This window comes from Streptomyces sp. NPDC096339 (genome assembly GCF_044762985.1).
Taxonomy (GTDB): Bacteria; Actinomycetota; Actinomycetes; order Streptomycetales; family Streptomycetaceae; genus Streptomyces.
Genome location: NZ_JBIWFI010000002.1, coordinates 310,455 through 327,996, shown reverse-complemented (window position 1 = coordinate 327,996; position 17,542 = coordinate 310,455). Strand labels below are relative to the sequence as shown.

The following is a 17,542-nucleotide window of genomic DNA, read 5'->3' as shown; positions in this document are numbered from 1 at the left end:
CGCCCCGGCCGCGAGTGCCGCCTCCGGCCGGGCCGTCCCGGACGTGCCCCCGCGTGCCCCCGCGCGACCGCGCGGACCCCCTTGACGCCCCCCGCGCCCGGGGGGACGCTCCCGGGTCTGGCATTCGAACGGTTGCAGCTGGGGGGCGCCATGCCGGAGGAGCACGTCCAGTCGGCGGGGGAGCTGCGGGCGCGGCTCGCGTCGCGTGGGGCGCGGTGGTCGGTCTCGGAGCACCTGGCCGACGAGGAGCCCGTACCGAGGCCCTCGCTGGGCCTGGAGCCCGGGGCGAACCTCACGACCGCCGAGGAGGCGGGAACGGTCGATCTGCGGGGGCTGATCGGGCACGCGAGCGGCAACGAACACCTCACCCGGCGCCGCGCCGCCCACGGCCTGATACCGGGCACGCCGCCGACGGCCGCCGCCCGGCCCGCCGCCGTCGACTGGCGCCGCCGCTGGGGATGGCCCTGGATCACCAACGTCAAGGACCAGAACCCCTGCGGCTCCTGCTGGGCCTTCGGCGCGGCCGGGCTGGTCGAGTCGATGGCCCGGATCGAGCACGGCGTGTGGGCGGAGCGCTCCGAGGGGGACGTGCACGACGGGCTGCGGTTCAGCTGCGGACAGGGCTCCAATCCCGAGACCGCGCTCGACTGGGTCAGGGACAACGGCGGCCTCGCCGACCCGGACTGCTGGCCCTACAGCACCCCGCCCGACGGGCTGCCCGCCTCCCGCCGCGACGCCTGGCGCGCCGAGTACACGCCCAGCTGGGACCGCTCGGGCCGCACGGTCCGCATCACCGACTACGTCCGGCTCGGCGACGTGGAGCAGCAGAAGGTCTGGCTGGACACCGTCGGCCCGCTCACCGCCTGCTTCGACGTCTACGACGACTTCTTCGGGCTCGGATCGGGCGTCTACCACCGCACCGACGACCACCTGGCGGGCGGGCACTGCGTGCTGATCGTCGGCTACGACGACGCGGCCGGATGCTGGCTGTTCAAGAACTCCTGGGGGACGGGCTACCACGTCGGCGGCTACGGCCGGATCGCCTACGGCGAGGTCAACATCGACCACTGGGCCAAGTGCGGCCTGCGCGGCACCAACATCGACCCCTGGAGCAAGCGCCGCCTGCACGCCGGCAACGTCTACGAGAGCGGCAACGGCCGCGCCCACCGCAATTTCGAGCTGCTCGGGACGACGACGGGCAACCGCCTCCAGCACTGGTGGCGCGACGGCGACTCCCCCTTCCTCTGGGCCCGCGGGGGCATCTTCGCGAACGACGCCTCCGGCCAGCCCGCCTTCACCGGCACCACCTACAACCGCAACATGGAGTCCCTGCACGTCACCACGGGCGGCCGGCTGCGCCACTGGTACTACGAGCAGTCGGCCCGCGTCTGGCGCGACGGCGGAGCCTTCGGGCCGGGCGACGCGGCGATCGGATCGACCCCCGCCTTCATCCAGAGCGACTACGGCAAGCCCGGCAACTTCGAGGTGGTCGTCCGGACCGCCGACGGCCGGCTGGGCCACTGGTGGCGGATCAACGGCGCCCCCTGGACCTGGAACGACGGCGGCCGCTTCGCCTCCGGCATCGCCCACTTCGGTCCCGCGCTCGTCCAGACCCGCGGCCGCCACCTCGACCTGGTCGCCGCCCGCACCGACGGCCGGATGCAGTTGTGGTGGCGCGACGACCCGAACGGCTTCGCCTGGCGGGCCGGGGAGGTCTTCGGCAGCGGTACGGCGGCCGTCTCCGCGCCCTGCCTGATCGAGGCCCAGTACGGAGCCGCCGACGAGGACACCGCCGGGAACTACGAGCTGTGCGTGGCCGTGGCCGGCGGCCGCGTCGAGCACTGGTGGCGGGGGAACGCCTCCGGCGGCGCCTGGACCCGCAGCGCCGTCTTCGGGCACGACGTCGCCTCGGTCACCGGGATGCTCCAGGGCAGCTTCGGGTTCAACCTGGAGGTGATCGTGCTGCGCACCGACCGCACCCTCCAGCACTACTGGCGCGACGGCGCGGGCTGGCACGAGGGGTCGGTGATCGGCCCCGTGTGAGTCCCTGAGGTCCCGTGATTCGATCCGGGAGGTCGTGGCGGGTGGAGGTACGCGAGATCGCCCTCGACGCCGGCGAGTCGTACGAGCTGAGGCTCGCCGGGCGCGGGGCGCGCGGGTACGTGTGGACCTGGCAGGTCACCGGCGACGCGGACGCCGTCTCGGTGACCGAGGCCGCGCCCGCCCCGGCGCAGACCCTGCCGGGGGCCGCCCTGGAGCGGACGTACGTGGTCCGCGGCCGCTGCCCGGGCGGGCGGGCCCGGATCCGCTTCGCGCAGGTCCGGCCGCCGTACCCGCAGGAGGCCCCGTACGACGAGTTCGTGCTGGAGGTGGTGGTCACCGCCGGCTGACCCCCACCCGCCTTCATCGCCTGTGCCTATCGGACCGCTTCGGTCTTCGTCTTGGTGGTGGGAGGGCGGGTTCTCCTAGGTTGGTGGACGAGCAGCAGCCGCGAGCCGAACAGAGCCGAGCCCCGGAGGTCTCCCGTGTCCGACCAAGCCGTCCGTTCCGTCCTCGCCGACTACTTCGACGGGCTCCACCACTGCGATACGGAGCTCCTGGGCCGGGTCTTCCACCCGGAGGCCGTCTACGCCACGGCCACGGAAGGGCCCCTGCTGCGGCTCGGAATGGACGAGTACCTGCCGATCGTCGCGCGCAGGGAGCCCCCCTCCGCCCGGGGGGAGGCCCGGCGCGACCGGATCGTCTCGGTCGAGTTCGCCGGGCCCGTGACCGCGCTGGCGCGGGTGGAATGCGCGATCGGCCCGCGCCTGTACACCGATTTCCTGACCCTGCTGCGGGTGGACGGCCAGTGGCGGATCATCGCGAAGGTGTTCCACTTCGAGACCGACGAGGCCGGGGAGGAGCCGGTCACCGCCTCGTGAGCACCCACCCCTGTACGGATTCCAGCGGACCCCGTTCGAAGCGGCGCAGCCACAGCGCCGATCCGGCGGCCAGCGCGACGGACACCGCCGCCCACAGGCCCATCACCCACCAGGGGCCGCTGCCGCCCAAGCGCTCGGCCAGGCCCAGGCCGATGCCGTAGCAGAGCAGCACGCACAGCAGGTTCTGGGCGACGTAGCAGGACAGCGCGGTGCGCCCGACGGAGCCGAGCGCCTTCGCGCCCGGCACCGCGAAACGGTCGAGGGCGGTGCCGATCAGGCCGATGTACCCGACCGCGATCAGCGGCGCGATGCCGTAGCGGCCCAGCACGAAGAAGTCCTGCCCGCCGAGGGCCGCGGCCGCGCCCAGCGGCAGTCCCGGGCCCAGTCCCCAGGCGGCCATCCGGACACGGATGCGCCGCCCGGCGGCGGTCGGGGCGAACGCCCCCGCACGGTGCAGCCGGACCCCGAGGAGGAAGAGGGAGACGAGCAGCCCGAAGGTGAAGACGGGCTCGATGCGCAGGGCGCCGAAGTGGTCGAGCCGGAAGGCGATCTGGTCGGCCCAGCCGCCATGGGCGTAGAGCCGCACGGCCTCGGGGTCGGGGGCCTTCGGGCCGGAGTCCGGCTCGACCAGGGACCCCAGCGTCACCAGCCCGACCAACGTCAGGTGCACGCCCGCGGCCGTCCACAGGGCGACCCGCCGCGCGCGTTCGGAGCGGGCCAGGAGCCAGGCGACGAGGAGCGCGGTGACGGCGTACCCCATCAGCACGTCCCAGGCGAAGACGAGCAGGAAGTGGACGGTCCCCTCCAGGAAGAGGAAGGCGGCCCTGCGCGGGTACCGCCCCGGCCAGCGCTCGCCCCGCCGCGCGGCGGAGTCGTACTGGATGGCCAGGCCCACCCCGAACAGGATCGTGAGCAGGGACAGGAACTTGCCGTCGGCCAGGAAGCGGAAGACGCTCTCCGCGACGGTGGCGGCGGAGGGGTCGGCGACCGGGTCGGGCGAGCCGAGCCCGCCCTGGAGCACGCTCCACTCCGAGCCGGGAGAGGCGAAGATCCAGACGTTGGTCATGAGCGTGCCGAGGACGGCGGCGCCGCGCAGGACGTCGAGGAGCGGCAGCCGGGCGGCCGTCGTCGGACCCGCGCCGGTGAGCAGTGTGTCGGCCATGACTTCAGGGTCCCGGCGGGGGAGGCCCGGTACGTCCTGCCGGTGGACGAAGCCCGGGTACACACTTCGGTGCAGCGGCGGGCGCGCGCCGTCCGCATCCTGGACCGCACCCGGCTTGCACCCCTGTTGTATCTATGCTGTGCGCATGCCGGACCCAGTCACCACCACAGCCAGCGCCACGACCGCCCCCGCAACCGCCGCCGAACGCGTCTACCAGCACGTCAAGCAGGGTGTGCTCGACCGCCGCTACGAAGGCGGCACCCTCCTCACCGAGGGCGAACTCGCCGAGGCCGTCGGGGTGTCCCGGACCCCCGTCCGCGAGGCGCTGCTGCGGCTGGAGACCGAGGGGCTGCTGAAGCTGTACCCGAAGAAGGGCGCGCTGGTGCTGCCCGTCTCCGCGCAGGAGATCAACGACGTCCTCGAAACCCGGCTGCTGATCGAGGAGTTCACCGTACGCAGGGCCGTTCCGGCGCCGCCCGGCCTGCTCGACCGGCTCGCCGGGCTGATCGAGGAGCAGCGCCGGTACGCCGTCGCGGGCGACCTCCCCGGGATGACGGCCGCGGACCGGGCCTTCCACGCCGAGATCGTGGCCGCCACCGGCAACCAGATCCTGGGCCGGCTCTACGACCAGCTCCGCGACCGGCAGCTGCGGATGGGCGTCGCCGTGCTGCACGCCCACCCCGAGCGCCTGGAGCGGACGCTGGCCGAGCACACCGAGATCCTCGACGCGCTGCGCGCCGGGGACGCGGACACCGCCGCGGCGGCCGTGCGCGGGCACATCGGGCGGGTCGACGCGCTGGTGCGGGGGCAGGGCCGGTGACCGAGCTGCCCAAGGATCCGCCGGGCGGGCGCAGGGCCGTCGCCGTCTGGTGCATCGGTGTCGCCGTCTACTTCGTCGCGGTGATCTTCCGTACCAGCCTGGGCGTGGCCGGGCTGGAAGCCGCGGACCGCTTCCACGTGGGCGCCTCCGCCCTCGCCGTGTTCTCGCTCCTCCAACTGCTGGTCTACGCGGGCATGCAGGTCCCCGTCGGCCTGATGGTGGACCGGCTCGGTACCAAGAAGGTGCTGACGCTGGGCGCGGTGCTCTTCACCGTCGGGCAGCTCGGCTTCGCGCTCTCGCCCTCGTACGGGATGGCGCTCGCCGCCCGCGCGCTGCTGGGCTGCGGCGACGCGATGACCTTCATATCCGTGCTGCGGCTCGGCACCCGCTGGTTCCCGGCCCGGCGCGGCCCGCTGATGGCCCAGCTCGCCGGCCTGGCCGGCATGGCGGGCAACCTCGTCTCCACCCTCGTCCTCGCGCCCGTCCTGCACGGGGTCGGCTGGACGACGGCCTTCGCGGGGAGCGCGGTGGCGGGGCTGGTCGTCATGGTGCCGCTGGTGCTGTTCCTGCGGGACAACCCCGAGGGGCACGAGCCGCCGCCCGTGGCCCGGTCGCGGGGCGGGAGCGGCTTCGTGCGCCGCCAGATCAAGGAGTCCTGGAGCGAGCCCGGCACCCGGCTCGGGCTGTGGGTGCACTTCACGACGCAGTTCCCGGCGCAGGTGTTCCTGCTGCTGTGGGGCATGCCGTTCCTGGTGGAGGCGCAGGGGCTGTCGCGGACCACCGCGGGTGGGCTGCTGACGCTCGTCGTCGCCTCGAACATGGTGCTCGGACTGGTCTACGGCCAGATCATCGGCCGCCGCCAGTCCTCGCGGATCCCGCTCGCGCTGGGCACCGTCGGGGTGACCGCGTTGCTGTGGGGCTCGGTCCTGGCCTACCCGGGGGACCGGGCGCCGATGTGGCTGCTGGTAACGCTGTGCCTGGTGCTGGGGGGCTGCGGTCCGGCGTCGATGATCGGCTTCGACTTCGCCCGGCCGGCCAACCCGCCGGAGCGTCAGGGCACGGCCTCCGGGATCACCAACATGGGCGGTTTCATCGGCTCCATGACGACGCTGCTGGCGGTGGGCATCCTGCTGGACGCCACCGGGGACGACTACCGCATCGCCTTCTCGACGGTGTTCGTGCTGGAGGCGCTGGGCATCACCCAGATCCTGCGGCTGCGCGGCCGGGCCCTGGCCCGCGAGGCGGCCCGCGCCCGCGTCACGATCCCCGCGCAGTCCGCTCCGCAGGACCACCCGCACCCGCACCCGCGACCGGAACCGGAACCGGAACCGACCCCGCGCGCGTGTCCGGTCCCGGAGACCTCGGGGAAGGGGTCCCCGTAGGCCGAGGAGGATGCCGGGATGTGGACCAGCGCCTCCGCCACCGCAGTGCCGGTGGCGGACAGGTTCGAGTGGTTCAACGACGTCGTCGCCTCCGCGCTGATCCCGACCGCCATCGCCAGCGAGCGCCGCGCCGACTTCCACGCGGAAGCCTCCATGATCGGTCTCGGCCAGGCGCAGCTGTCGAGGTTCGCGCACTCGCCCCTGCACTCGCGCCGCACGCCCGCCCTGATCCGGCGCGGTGATCCGGAGCAGTACCAGTTGGCCCTGATCACCGGGGGCCGGTGGTGGATGTCCCACAACGGCGGCGACGAGGAGTTCGGCGTCGGCGACATGATCCTCTGGGACACCTCGCGCCCCCAGGAGACCGTCGCCCACCCCGGGCACGGCCCGAGCGGCTCGATCATCGTCCACCTGCCGAAGGACGCCCTGCCGATGCGCCCCGGCCGCGTCGACCGGCTCCTCGGCCGGCGGATCGCCACGGACAGCGGCACGGCGGCGGTCCTGGCCCGGTTCATGTCCTCGCTCGCCGAGCACGCCTCCGCCTGTACGCCGCAGGAGCTGAGCGCGCTGGGCACGGCCGCGGCCGACCTGGCCGCCGCCTGTTTCGCGCACCGCCTCGACGCCTACCGGGAACTCCCCGCCGAGACCCGCGCCCGCGCCCTGCGCGAGCGGATCCACGCCTTCGTCGAGCAGCACCTCGGGGACCCGTGGCTCACCCCCGGCACGATCGCCGCCGCGCACAGCATCTCCGTACGCGGCCTGCACGCGCTGTTCCGCGCGGAGGGCGAGGAGACCGTGGCGGCCTCCATCCGGCGCCGCCGCCTGGAACGCTGCCGCGCCGACCTGACCCGCCCCGACCGGGCGGCCCGCCCGGTCCACGAGGTCGCCGCCCGCTGGTGCTTCCCCAACGCCCCGTCCTTCAGTCGCGCCTTCCGGGAGGCGTACGGGGTCAGCCCGAGCGAGTTCCGCCGCGGGGCGGCGTCCCGGGACGCCACCCGGTAGGCGCGCTACGGCGTCACGGACGGCGCGGAATCACGGCGTCACGGCGTCACGGCGTCACGGCGTCACGGAGAAGTTCGCCAGGATCGCCTCCGCCAGCTCCGGGTCCCCCTCGACCTTCACCCGGTCCGCGACCGCCCGCGGCCGTACGCGGCCCGCCGCGAGGCGGACGTACGTCTCCCAGTCCAGGGTCAGGGTGACCGCCGGGCCCAGCGACGGCGACTTGTCCAGCGTCCCGCGGCCCTCCGCGTCCACGCGTACCGTCCGCATGAACTCAAGCGGGCCGTGGACGTCGATGACCACCGCGGAGTTCGCCGGCGCCCCCGCCAGCTTCGCGACCACCTTCGGCAGGCCGGCGAGGAGGATGTCCCGGGCCACGTACGCGCCGGGCGAGTCCCAGTTCCCCGGCGCGCCCAGCGCGGCCCGCAGGTCCTGCTCGTGGATCCACACGTCGAAGGCGCGCAGCCGCAGCGCGTGCTCCAGCGTCACCTGGTCGCCCAGCGGACCCCGCACCATCGTGTCCGGATCCCGCTTCTCGTTGCGCAGCTGGCGCGCGCGGCGGATGACGGTGTACTCCAGCTCCGAGGTCATCTCCGGCGCGGTGTGGTGACGGCGTACGTCCACCTGCACCTCCATGTACCGGCTGAATTCGTCCACCACGTGCCGCAGGTCCCGTGCGACCGTGTGGATCGGCCTCGGGTCCCCGAGCTGCTCGCATTCGATGCCGATGATGTGTGACACGACGTCACGGACGGACCAGCCCGGGCACGGCGTCGCACGGTTCCACTCGCCCTCCGTCAGCGGGAGGACCAGCTCGGATATCGCCTCGATGGAGTGCGTCCACGCTTCGGCATAGGGCTGGAGGCTGGGATGCGGATGGACGGTCAACGGGACCCCTCGCGGTGCTGTTCAGTGGCGCGTTCGGAAGCAGTGGCTCGCCATCCAAAACTACGCTGCCTGTGAGCACCCCGGCAGTGCTTTCGTGTGACGATCGTAGGCCCGAGTTGACGGCTTGAACGCCAGGACGGTGGTAATGTGCGCGCCTCGCTGATCCAAATCGCAGTGAACGAGGGCGAGTCGGTGTCTTCCCGACGTGCCCGGGTGGCCGATCTCGTACGGGAACAGGCCGGGTCCGATCTTGTCGTACTGCCCGAACTGTGGACGGTCGGCGCGTTCGCCTACGAACTTTTCGAGACCGAGGCCGAACCCCTCGACGGCCCGACCTTCGAGGTCATGTCCAAGGCCGCCCGCGACGCGGGGGTCTGGCTGCACGCCGGATCGGTCGTGGAGCGCGCCGGCGACGGCTCGCTCTACAACACCGTCCTCGTGGTCTCCCCGGAGGGCGAGCTGGCCGCCACCTACCGCAAGATCCACCGGTTCGGCTTCGACCAGGGCGAGGCGGTCATGATGACCCCCGGCGACTCCCTCACGACGGTGCGGCTGCCGGAACAGACCCTCGGCATCGCCACCTGCTACGACCTGCGCTTCCCGGAGCTCTTCCGCGGCCTCGTCGACGCCGGCGCCACCACGATGGTCGTCGCGGCCGGCTGGCCGGCGCGCCGGCGCGCCCACTGGACGCTGCTCAACCGGGCGCGGGCCGTCGAGGACCAGTCGTACGTCCTGGCCTGCGGGCTGGCCGGCACCCACGCGGGCGTCGAGCAGGCCGGGCACAGCCTGGTCGTCGACCCGTGGGGCGAGGTCCTCGCCGAGGCGGGCCCCGGCGAGGACGTCCTCACCGTGGACCTCGACCCGGCGAAGGTCGAGGAGACCCGCGAGCAGTTCCCGGCCCTGAAGGACCGGATGCTGGGGCTGCGACCGCCGCGCTAGATCCCCAACGGCCTTCTGTGGAAGGCGAGTTCCTCTTACGATCGGCCGTATGGGGGACGTGGTGGACGTGTTCGCGCAGGGCGAGACCTTGGCCGGGGGCCGGTACCGCATCGACGGGTCGCTCGGCCGAGGCGGGATGGCTCAGGTCTACAAGGCCTACGACCTGAGTCTCGCCCGGCCGGTGGCGATCAAGACGATGCTGCCGGGACTCGCCGTCGAGCCGGGCCTCCCGGAGCGCTTCCGGCGCGAGGCGCAGGCGATGGCGGCGCTCGCGCACCCGAACGTGGTGACCGTGCATGACACCGGCGAGGAGCCCCGCCCGGACGGGCCGCCGGTGCCGTACTTCGTGATGGAGCTGGTGACGGGGCCTTCGCTCGCGGACCGGATCCGCACGGGCGGCGCGCTCCGGGCGTCGGTCGCGGTGCACGTCGCGGACCAAGTCCTGAACGCACTGGAGGCCAGTCACAAGCAGGAACTCGTGCACCGCGACATCAAACCGTCGAACGTGCTGCTGGCCGAGGGCGGCATCACGAAGGTCGCGGACTTCGGGATCGTCCGCGTGATCGCCGGGACCGGGACGGCGCTGACGGATACCCGGGCGTCGATCGGCACCCCGGAGTACATGTCGCCGGAGCAGGCCCGGGGCCTTGACCTCGACGGGCGCTCGGACCTCTACGCGGTCGGCGTGCTGCTCTTCGAGATGCTGACGGGCCGGCCCCTCTTCGAGGGGCCCGACGGCCTCGCCATCGCGGTCCGGCACGTGAGCGACCCGCCACCGACGCTGGCCTCGTACGGGCTCCCGGGCCTGCCGGGGCTGGAGGCCGTCCTGGCCCGCGCCCTGGCGAAGCGGCCGGAGGACCGGTACCGGGACGCGGCGCAGATGCGCACGGCCCTGCGGGCGGCGGGGGCGACTCCCGCCACGGCCTTCGTTGCCGCGGCCACGGTCTCCGCCCAGGTCCAACCGCGGGCGCAGGGGTCTTTCGGGCCGCCGCCCGGGCCCGTGCCGGCCCGCCCCGTGCAGGGGCCGGCTTCCGTGTGGGTGCCGCCGGTGCACCGAGCCCCGGTGCCGCCCGGACTGCCCATGTCGCTGCGAGAGCACGTTCGTCACTGCCGCCGGCTCGGGGTGTGCGCGTTGCTGGTGGCAGCCGCGATCTGGCTCCTCGGCAAGGCCTACACCCACACGCTCTGGCCGGCGTACGTCGGCGCGGGCGTGTTCGTGCTCGCCGCCCTGGGCACACTGCCCACCTGGATCAAGCGGTCCGGGCCGAGGCTGAGTCTCCCGTACCAGGCGGTCTCCTGGATCCTGCTGGTCGGCAGCGTGTTCCTGGTGGTGGTGACACTGGTCATCGTCAGGACGTGAGCGCCCAGGCAAGTTCCGATCAGTCGGCCCCCGCCCCTTCACCCTCCTTCTCCGCCATCCGGATCACACACACCGCCACCGCCACGAGCAGCGCCGCGTCCGCGTCCTCCCGGACCACGTCCACCGCGTAGGTCTCGCGGATCCGGTACCACTGCCGCGAGATCAGCGCGAGCAGCTCCCCGTCGTACTCGATCTTGAACTCGCGGTCCAGGATCCGCCCGCTGACGTCGAGCTCCGTGCCCTCGATCAGGGTCACGAGGAAGTGGCCCCGCAGCAGCGACCACCGCTTGCGACGGATCCGCGCGAGCCGCCGGTCGTCCCGTTCCAGGGTCATCGTGTCGCGGAAGCCGAGGAGCTTCTCCCGCAGGGTGATCAGGATCCGCCCGTCCGGGTCCTTCAGCTCCAGCGTGTCCCGGAAGCGCAGCGCCTTGCCGTCGACGAGGAAGGCGTGGCGCCCGTCCTCGTCCTCGATCCAGTAGTCGTCCCCGATGGCCAGCATTTTGTCCCGTACGAGGTATTTCATGCGCTGATCAGTGCCCGCGATAGGTTGCGGGCATGCCTCTCCTCTACGTGACCGACCTGGCCTACCCGGCGCGCGGCCGCCGCTACTGCGACGAGGACATATTCCTCACCTCCCGCCTCCGGGCCGCCGGTTTCGAACTCGCCCTGTGCCACCCGGCCGACGCACAGGCGCTCGCGCCCCTCGGCTTCGACGCGGTGATCGTCCGCAACAGCGGCCCGGTCCTGCACTACCAGCAGGCCTACGACTCCTTCCGCGCCGCCGCCCTCGCCGCCGGGACCCGGGTCTACAACCCGCTCACCGGCCGAGCCGACATGGCGGGCAAGCAGTACCTCCTCGACCTCACCGCCGCCGGCTACCCGGTCATCCCGACCGTCGACGACCCGGCCAGGCTGTCCGAGCTGCCGCGGGTCCCGGTCTACGCGGTCAAGCCCAAGCAGGGCGCGGACTCCATCGGCCTCACCTTCACCGAGGACCCGCAGGGCCCGGCGGGGTCGGTCCTCATCCAGCCCCGCATCGACTTCGCCTACGAGGTGTCCTTCTACTTCGTCGACGACGCCTTCCAGTACGCCCTGTACGCCCCCGACCCGGCCCGCCGCTGGGAGCTCGTCCCCTACGAGCCGACCCCCGAGGACCTGGACTTCGCCCGGGCGTTCGTCGAGTGGAACACCCTCGCCCACGGCATCCAGCGCGTGGACGCCTGCCGGGCCCCCTCGGGCGAGCTGCTCCTGGTCGAGCTGGAGGACCTCAACCCGTACCTCTCCCTGGACCTCGTCGCCCCCGAGGTCCAGGACGCCTTCGTCGCGGCGCTCACCGGATCCCTGCAGTCCTTCCTCGGCTCCACCACGCCCTGATGTCAGACCCGGCTGCCACGCTTTCCCCATGGACAAGCAGACGTTCTGGAAGCTGATCGAATCGGCCCGCGCGCAGGCGGAGGCGGAGCCGGAGGAGGTCGCGTCGCGCGCCGCGGAGCTCCTCGCCGCGCTCCCGGAGGCGGAGATAGCCAAGGCGCAGCAGGTGCTGTGGGACCTCCTCTCCGAGTCCTACAGCGCCCCGCTGTGGGCCGCGGCGTACGTCATCAACGGCGGCTGCTCGGACGACGGATTCGACTACTTCCGCGGCTGGCTCCTCACGCAGGGGCAGGCGGCCTTCGAGGCGGCCCTGGCCGACCCGGACTCCCTGGCCGCCCACCCCGCGGTCCGCGAGGCCGCGGCGGAAGGCCTGGAGCTGTGGGACGAGGACGCCCTCTCGATCGCCTGGAGCGCCTACGAGTCCGCCACCGGCCGCGAACTGCCCCCCGACTCCTTCACGATCGGCTACCCGGCCCTGGACCCGTCCTGGGACTTCGACTTCGACGACACGCGGGAAACCGCCGCCCGCCTGCCCCGCCTCAGCTCCCTGTTCGATCACTCGTAGCGGTAGAGGAGTGATTCGCGCTCGCTCCGCAGGATGTCCTCGATGGTCACGTCCGGCATGTCGAGATGGGACTGCGTGACCTCGGCGGAGCTGGGGACGGTGTCCTCGGCCACCCACTTCTCGGGCTTCCAGGCGTTGCTGCGCAGGAACGCCTTCGGGCAGTGCTGGTAGACCTCCTCGACCCCCACGACGATCGCGCTGCGCGGCGGCTTGCCCACGGGCGTCAGCCGCTCCAGCAGCTCCGGGTCGGCGGAGACGCAGGCCCGCCCGTTCACGCGCAGGGTGGTGGTCCGGCCGGGGATGACGAAGATCAGCCCGGCGCGGCCCGTCTCCACGATGTTGCGGATGGTGTCGATCCGCTTGTTGCCGGTGGCGTCGGGGACGGCCAGGGTGAACTCGTCCAGCACGGCCACGAATCCGGCCGGTCCGCCCCGAGGCGTCACGTCGCAGGTCCCGTCGGACCCGGCGCTGGCGAGGAACACCAGCGAGGACCGACCGATGACCGCGCGGGCCACGTCGTGGATCCGGTCCACGGCCTTGTTTCGGACCAGCTCGCTGGGCTCCTCGTACAGTTCGCCCAGCTGCGCCGCGCTCCGGACGGCGTTGGCGTTCAGGGCGTCGAATATGCGCCTGCTCGGCGGCGTCGTGGCTGTCACGTGAACGCACGTTATCGGAGGTGATCGACGCCGCGCTCGTGTTATCCGGCGTTCACACCGGGATGGCAAGCTTGAAGCATGAACGATTCCGCCCCGGCGCCCACCCCTGCGCCCGTGCCCCGCCGCCGTGCCCGTCTCCGTGCCCCCGAGCTGATCGGCAAGGGTGGCTGGCTGAACACCGGAGGCAAAGACCTCACCCTCGCGGACCTGCGAGGAAAGTGCGTGATCATCGATTTCTGGACGTTCTGCTGCATCAACTGCCTGCACGTCCTCGATGAGCTGCGCGAGCTGGAGGAGAAGCACCGCGACACCCTCGTCATCATCGGCGTGCACTCGCCGAAGTTCGTGCACGAGGCCGAGCACGCCGCCGTCGTCGACGCCGTCGAGCGGTACGAGGTGCACCACCCGGTGCTGGACGATCCCGAGCTCGCCACCTGGAAGCAGTACGCCGTACGCGCCTGGCCCACGCTCGTCGTGATCGACCCCGAGGGGTACATCGTCGCCCAGCACGCCGGCGAGGGGCACGCGCACGCCATCGCGCGGCTGGTGGAGGAACTGGAGGCCGAGCACGAGGCCAAGGGGACGCTGCGGCGCGGCGACGGGCCGTACGTGGCGCCCGAACCCGTCGCGACCGACCTGCGGTTCCCCGGGAAGGCGCTGCTGCTGCCGAGCGGCAACTTCCTGGTCTCGGACTCGACGCGGCACCAGCTCGTCGAGCTGGCCGCCGACGGCGAGAGCGTCGTACGGCGCATCGGCAGCGGTGAGCGCGGCTTCGGCGGGGACGCGTTCAGCGAGCCGCAGGGGCTGGCGCTGCTGCCCGACGGGCGGGTCGTCGTCGCCGACACCGTCAACCACGCGCTGCGCGTCCTCGACCTGGAGAGCGGGTCCGTCGAGACGGTCGCCGGCACCGGGCGGCAGTGGTGGCAGGGGTCACCGACCTCCGGGCCGGCTCTCGAAGTGGACCTGTCCTCGCCGTGGGACGTGGCCTGGTGGCAGGGCAAGGTGTGGATCGCCATGGCGGGCGTGCACCAGCTGTGGACCTGGGACCCGGCCGAGGGCACCGTCGAGGTCGCCGCCGGAACCACCAACGAGGGCCTGCACGACGGGCCCGCCGCCGAGGCCTGGTTCGCGCAGCCGTCCGGGCTCGCGGCCGCCGGGGACCGGCTGTGGATCGCCGACTCCGAGACGAGCGCCCTGCGTTACGTCGAGCCGGCCGGCGAGGGCGACGGGTACGTCGTCAAGTCCGCCGTCGGCACCGGCCTGTTCGACTTCGGGCACCGTGACGGCGACGCCGGCCAGGCCCTGCTCCAACACCCGCTGGGCGTGACGGCCCTGCCCGACGGCTCGGTCGCGGTGTGCGACACGTACAACCACGCGCTGCGCCGCTACGACCCCGCCACCGGCCAGGTCTCGACCCTCGCCACCGACCTGCGCGAGCCCAGTGACGCCGTGCTGGTCGGCGAGGACATCGTGGTCGTGGAGTCCGCCCGCCACCGCCTGACCCGGCTGCGGCTCCCCGAGGAGGCCGTACGGGTCGACGCGGTCGCCCACCGCACCCAGCGGGCCGCCACCGAGGTCGCTCCCGGCACGCTCCGCCTCGACGTGGTCTTCCAGGCGCCGAGCGGCCAGAAGCTGGACACCCGCTACGGCCCCTCCACCCGCCTGCTGGTCTCCTCGACCCCGCCGGAGCTCCTCACCTCCGGCGAGGGCGCGGGCACGGACCTGTTCCGGGAGCTCGCGCTGAACCCGGACGTCACCGAGGGAGTCCTGCACGTCTCGGCGATGGCGGCGTCCTGCGACGACGACCCTGACAACGAGTACCCGGCCTGCCACGTCCACCAGCAGGACTGGGGCGTCCCGGTCCGCGTCACCGCCGAGGGCGCCGCCCGGCTGCCGCTGGTCCTGGCGGGCATGGACGACCGGGAGTAGGAGCGGACGACGCGGAAAGCCCCGCCCTGGACGCGGAGTTCAGGGCGGGGCTTTCCGTGCGCTTCAGGCCGTCAGACCGTCAGGCCTCCAGGAACGCCACCAGGGCGTTCGCCAGGAGGTACGGGTCGTCCGCGCCGCACAGTTCGCGGGCGCTGTGCATCGAGAGGATCGCGACGCCGATGTCCACGGTCTGGATGCCGTGGCGGGCGGCCGTGATCGGGCCGATCGTCGTGCCGCACGGCATCGAGTTGTTGGAGACGAAGGTCTGCCACGGCACCCCGGCCCGCTCGCAGGCGCCCGCGAACACCGCGCGGCCGCTGCCGTCCGTGGCGTAGCGCTGGTTCACGTTGACCTTGAGGATGGGGCCGCCGTTGGCGCGCGGGTGGTGCGAAGGGTCGTGCCGCTCACCGTAGTTGGGGTGGACCGCGTGGCCCGTGTCCGAGGAGAGGCAGATGGTGCCGGCGAAGGCGCGGGCCTTGTCCTCGTACGAGCCCCCGCGCGCGAAGACTGAACGTTCCAGCACGTTGCCGAGGAGCGGGCCGTCCGCGCCGGTGTCCGACTGCGAGCCGTTCTCCTCGTGGTCGAAGGCGGCGAGGACCGGGATGTGGTCGAGCTTGCCGGCCGTGGCGACGGCGGCCAGTGCCGCGACGCCGGCGTGGACGGACAGGAGGTTGTCCATGCGCGGACCGGCCAGCAGTTCACGGTCGCGGCCCAGGTAGGACGGCGGCTCGATGGAGTGGACCATCAGGTCCCAGCCGGCCACCGAGCCCTGCTCCAGGCCCTCTTCCTCCTCCAGGAAGGAGATCAGGTCGCCCTCCCGGACATCGCCGAGGCCCCAGATCGGCTGCATGTGGCGCTGCTTGTCGAGCTTGAGCCCGTCGCTGTTCACCGACCGGTCCAGGTGCACGGCGAGTTGGGGGACGCGCAGCAGCGCGCGGTCCACGTTGACCAGGCGCTCGGTGCCGTCGTGCAGGGTGAGCCGCCCGGCGAGGCCGAGGTCCCGGTCGAGCCAGGTGTTGAGCAGGGTGCCGCCGTAGATCTCGACGGCGACCTGCCGCCAGCCCTGGGAGCCCGTGTCCGGCAGCGGCTTGACCCGCAGGTTGGGGGAGTCGGTGTGCGCGCCGACGATGCGGAACGGGGTGTGCGCGTCAGCGCCCTCCGGGACGTACCAGGCGATGAGCGCGCCGCCGCGGAGCACGAACTTGCCTCCGGCCCCTGCGTCCCAGGCGTCCGTTTCCGACAACTGCCTGAAGCCTGCCTTCTCCAGCCGCTCGGCCGCATTGGCCACGGCGTGGTACGGCGACGGACTGGCCGTCAGGAAGGTCATCAGGTCGTCGGTGTGGCCGCGGTCGAAGCGGGCGGGAGAGCTCATGTGGTTCACCTTAACGACGGTTGTGTACGCCTTGGCCGGACTGCGGCGGATAGCCGAGAGCACGGGTCCGGGAGGTGTGGTCCGGGGCCCGGGGCGTCTCAGCCCGGTGGACGCTCGAAGCGGCGCTGCAGTTGTCTGCGCTCGCCCCGGCGGATGCGCGGGAGCATCTCCGGGGTCTGCGGGGAGCGCTGCGCGCGTCTCTTGCGTCCGGCGCAGAAGATACAGGCCTCGCCCGGGGGCGCGTCGGGGTCGATGGGCGCTCCGGGGTGCTCGGAGCAGCCCGAGGCGTTGCGGGGGCGGGAGAGTTCGCGGGCGACGATGAAGGCGCGGTGGAGGTCGTCCGCGATGCGCACGAAATCGTCGGAGGGCGAGGACAGGCCCAGGTGGAAGCGCTGGTCCTCGACGGTGCGCAGGTACTGGTGCAGCAACTGGAGGGTGTACGGGCCCTCGGGCACGGGGTAGCCGAGGCGCCGCTGCTCGCCGGCGCCGGCGGCGGGGGCGGGGGCGGCCTGGCGGGCGCCGTTCAGGCGCTGCCGCTGACCGAGGCGGCGGCGGTCGTTGCAGATCAGGCAGCGGCCCCAGCCCTCGGGCGCCTCGGGATCGAGGGCGCCGTTGGGGTGCTCGGCGCAGCCGGTGTAGCTCTTGGCGGGGGCCAGGCCGGCGGCCGTCTGGAAGGCCACGTAGAGGGCGTCGGCGATGGCCTCGTACTCGGCGGGGTGGGCACCGTCGTACAACTCGCGCAGGTGGTCCCCGAGACTGCCCAGGCTCGCCTGCAGCTCCTTGAGGGCGTACGGGCGCCCGGTGGGGACGGAGTACCCCCTGCTGCCGTGGTGATCCTGTGGACTCATGCGTACGAGCGTCCCATGAACGGCCGACAACGGAGAAAAACCGCAGTACGGAGGCGCTGCGCTGTGCCGCGCTTGACCGGGGTGGGTCGGGCACGGGAGGCGGTGCGGTGACGCTGCGCTGTGCTGCGCTTTGGCGGGGCGGGGGGTGCGGGCACCGGGTCGCACGGCCGGTGCGGTTGCGCTGCGCTGTGCTGCGCTTGAGGGGGGCGGGCGCGGGCACCGGGTCGCACGGCCGGTGCCCGCCACCGCCGTGCCCCGCCGTGCCCCCCGGCACGTGGGGCGGGCCGGTCCAGCCCATCCGGCGTTTGAGGACCGGGCAATCCCAGCCTC

The 17,542-nt window shown here is 72.8% G+C and carries 17 protein-coding genes; 11 read left to right on the top strand and 6 right to left on the bottom strand.

What is annotated here, in order from left to right:
* The first annotated feature begins 150 nt into the window (after positions 1 to 150).
* The 3 genes from ACIQ5Y_RS04850 to ACIQ5Y_RS04840 all read left to right on the top strand — a co-directional run bounded on the left by ACIQ5Y_RS04850 (position 151) and on the right by ACIQ5Y_RS04840 (position 2,921).
* Positions 151 to 2,043, top strand: a complete 1,893-nt coding sequence (locus tag ACIQ5Y_RS04850; RefSeq protein ID WP_403875000.1) for a C1 family peptidase — start codon at positions 151 to 153, stop codon at positions 2,041 to 2,043.
* Between the two features lie 41 nt (positions 2,044 to 2,084).
* On the top strand, positions 2,085 to 2,390 hold the full coding sequence (locus ACIQ5Y_RS04845; RefSeq protein WP_403874998.1) for a protease inhibitor I42 family protein: 306 nt from the start codon (positions 2,085 to 2,087) through the stop codon (positions 2,388 to 2,390).
* Between the two features lie 135 nt (positions 2,391 to 2,525).
* Positions 2,526 to 2,921: a nuclear transport factor 2 family protein gene (locus ACIQ5Y_RS04840; RefSeq protein ID WP_403874996.1), complete on the top strand. Its 396-nt coding sequence runs from the start codon at positions 2,526 to 2,528 to the stop codon at positions 2,919 to 2,921.
* Here the strand turns inward: ACIQ5Y_RS04840 and ACIQ5Y_RS04835 are convergent.
* Positions 2,908 to 4,083: a DUF418 domain-containing protein gene (locus ACIQ5Y_RS04835; RefSeq protein ID WP_403874994.1), complete on the bottom strand. Its 1,176-nt coding sequence runs from the start codon at positions 4,081 to 4,083 to the stop codon at positions 2,908 to 2,910. The genes ACIQ5Y_RS04840 and ACIQ5Y_RS04835 overlap by 14 nt on opposite strands.
* A 145-nt stretch (positions 4,084 to 4,228) precedes the next feature.
* Here ACIQ5Y_RS04835 and ACIQ5Y_RS04830 point away from each other — a divergent pair, with 145 nt between their 5' ends.
* Genes ACIQ5Y_RS04830 through ACIQ5Y_RS04820 form a run of 3 tightly spaced genes read left to right on the top strand, consistent with a single transcriptional unit; the run spans position 4,229 to position 7,287 of the window.
* A complete protein-coding gene (locus ACIQ5Y_RS04830; RefSeq protein WP_403874992.1) occupies positions 4,229 to 4,903 on the top strand; it encodes a GntR family transcriptional regulator in 675 nt (224 codons plus the stop codon).
* A 5-nt stretch (positions 4,904 to 4,908) separates the two neighbouring features.
* Complete coding sequence (locus ACIQ5Y_RS04825; RefSeq protein ID WP_403875682.1) at positions 4,909 to 6,285, top strand: nitrate/nitrite transporter; 1,377 nt, start codon at positions 4,909 to 4,911, stop codon at positions 6,283 to 6,285.
* A gap of 18 nt (positions 6,286 to 6,303) precedes the next feature.
* Positions 6,304 to 7,287, top strand: coding sequence for a helix-turn-helix domain-containing protein (locus tag ACIQ5Y_RS04820; protein WP_403874990.1), 984 nt, complete (start codon positions 6,304 to 6,306; stop codon positions 7,285 to 7,287).
* A 54-nt stretch (positions 7,288 to 7,341) separates the two neighbouring features.
* Here ACIQ5Y_RS04820 and ACIQ5Y_RS04815 read toward each other — a convergent pair whose 3' ends face one another.
* Positions 7,342 to 8,172: a maleylpyruvate isomerase family mycothiol-dependent enzyme gene (locus ACIQ5Y_RS04815; RefSeq protein WP_403874989.1), complete on the bottom strand. Its 831-nt coding sequence runs from the start codon at positions 8,170 to 8,172 to the stop codon at positions 7,342 to 7,344.
* Between the two features lie 147 nt (positions 8,173 to 8,319).
* Here ACIQ5Y_RS04815 and ACIQ5Y_RS04810 point away from each other — a divergent pair, with 147 nt between their 5' ends.
* Together ACIQ5Y_RS04810 and ACIQ5Y_RS04805 are read left to right on the top strand one after the other, a co-directional pair.
* On the top strand, positions 8,320 to 9,111 hold the full coding sequence (locus ACIQ5Y_RS04810) for a carbon-nitrogen family hydrolase (RefSeq protein ID WP_403874987.1): 792 nt from the start codon (positions 8,320 to 8,322) through the stop codon (positions 9,109 to 9,111).
* A 49-nt stretch (positions 9,112 to 9,160) separates the two neighbouring features.
* Entirely contained in the window at positions 9,161 to 10,471 is a 1,311-nt protein-coding gene (locus ACIQ5Y_RS04805; RefSeq protein WP_403874985.1) for a protein kinase, read from the top strand.
* Between the two features lie 19 nt (positions 10,472 to 10,490).
* Here the strand turns inward: ACIQ5Y_RS04805 and ACIQ5Y_RS04800 are convergent, their stop codons facing one another.
* Positions 10,491 to 10,994, bottom strand: coding sequence for an LURP-one-related/scramblase family protein (locus ACIQ5Y_RS04800; protein ID WP_403874983.1), 504 nt, complete (start codon positions 10,992 to 10,994; stop codon positions 10,491 to 10,493).
* A gap of 32 nt (positions 10,995 to 11,026) precedes the next feature.
* Here ACIQ5Y_RS04800 and ACIQ5Y_RS04795 point away from each other — a divergent pair, with 32 nt between their 5' ends.
* A complete protein-coding gene (locus ACIQ5Y_RS04795; RefSeq protein ID WP_403874981.1) occupies positions 11,027 to 11,845 on the top strand; it encodes a hypothetical protein in 819 nt (272 codons plus the stop codon).
* Positions 11,846 to 11,873: 28 nt separating this feature from the next.
* On the top strand, positions 11,874 to 12,407 hold the full coding sequence (locus ACIQ5Y_RS04790) for a DUF4240 domain-containing protein (RefSeq protein WP_403874979.1): 534 nt from the start codon (positions 11,874 to 11,876) through the stop codon (positions 12,405 to 12,407).
* On the opposite strand, the gene ACIQ5Y_RS04785 is transcribed toward ACIQ5Y_RS04790, so the two are convergent.
* Complete coding sequence (locus tag ACIQ5Y_RS04785; RefSeq protein ID WP_403874977.1) at positions 12,398 to 13,063, bottom strand: MSMEG_1061 family FMN-dependent PPOX-type flavoprotein; 666 nt, start codon at positions 13,061 to 13,063, stop codon at positions 12,398 to 12,400. The genes ACIQ5Y_RS04790 and ACIQ5Y_RS04785 overlap by 10 nt on opposite strands.
* Positions 13,064 to 13,141: 78 nt before the next feature.
* On the opposite strand from ACIQ5Y_RS04785, the gene ACIQ5Y_RS04780 reads away from it, so the two are divergent.
* Positions 13,142 to 14,992 carry an NHL domain-containing thioredoxin family protein gene (locus tag ACIQ5Y_RS04780; protein WP_403874975.1) on the top strand — a complete coding sequence of 617 codons (1,851 nt, stop codon included), beginning with the start codon at positions 13,142 to 13,144 and terminating at the stop codon, positions 14,990 to 14,992.
* Positions 14,993 to 15,071: 79 nt separating this feature from the next.
* Here the strand turns inward: ACIQ5Y_RS04780 and ACIQ5Y_RS04775 are convergent, their stop codons facing one another.
* Complete coding sequence (locus ACIQ5Y_RS04775; protein ID WP_403874973.1) at positions 15,072 to 16,364, bottom strand: M18 family aminopeptidase; 1,293 nt, start codon at positions 16,362 to 16,364, stop codon at positions 15,072 to 15,074.
* A 98-nt stretch (positions 16,365 to 16,462) separates the two neighbouring features.
* Positions 16,463 to 17,212 carry a hypothetical protein gene (locus ACIQ5Y_RS04770; RefSeq protein WP_403874971.1) on the bottom strand — a complete coding sequence of 250 codons (750 nt, stop codon included), beginning with the start codon at positions 17,210 to 17,212 and terminating at the stop codon, positions 16,463 to 16,465.
* Between the last annotated feature and the right edge of the window lie 330 nt (positions 17,213 to 17,542).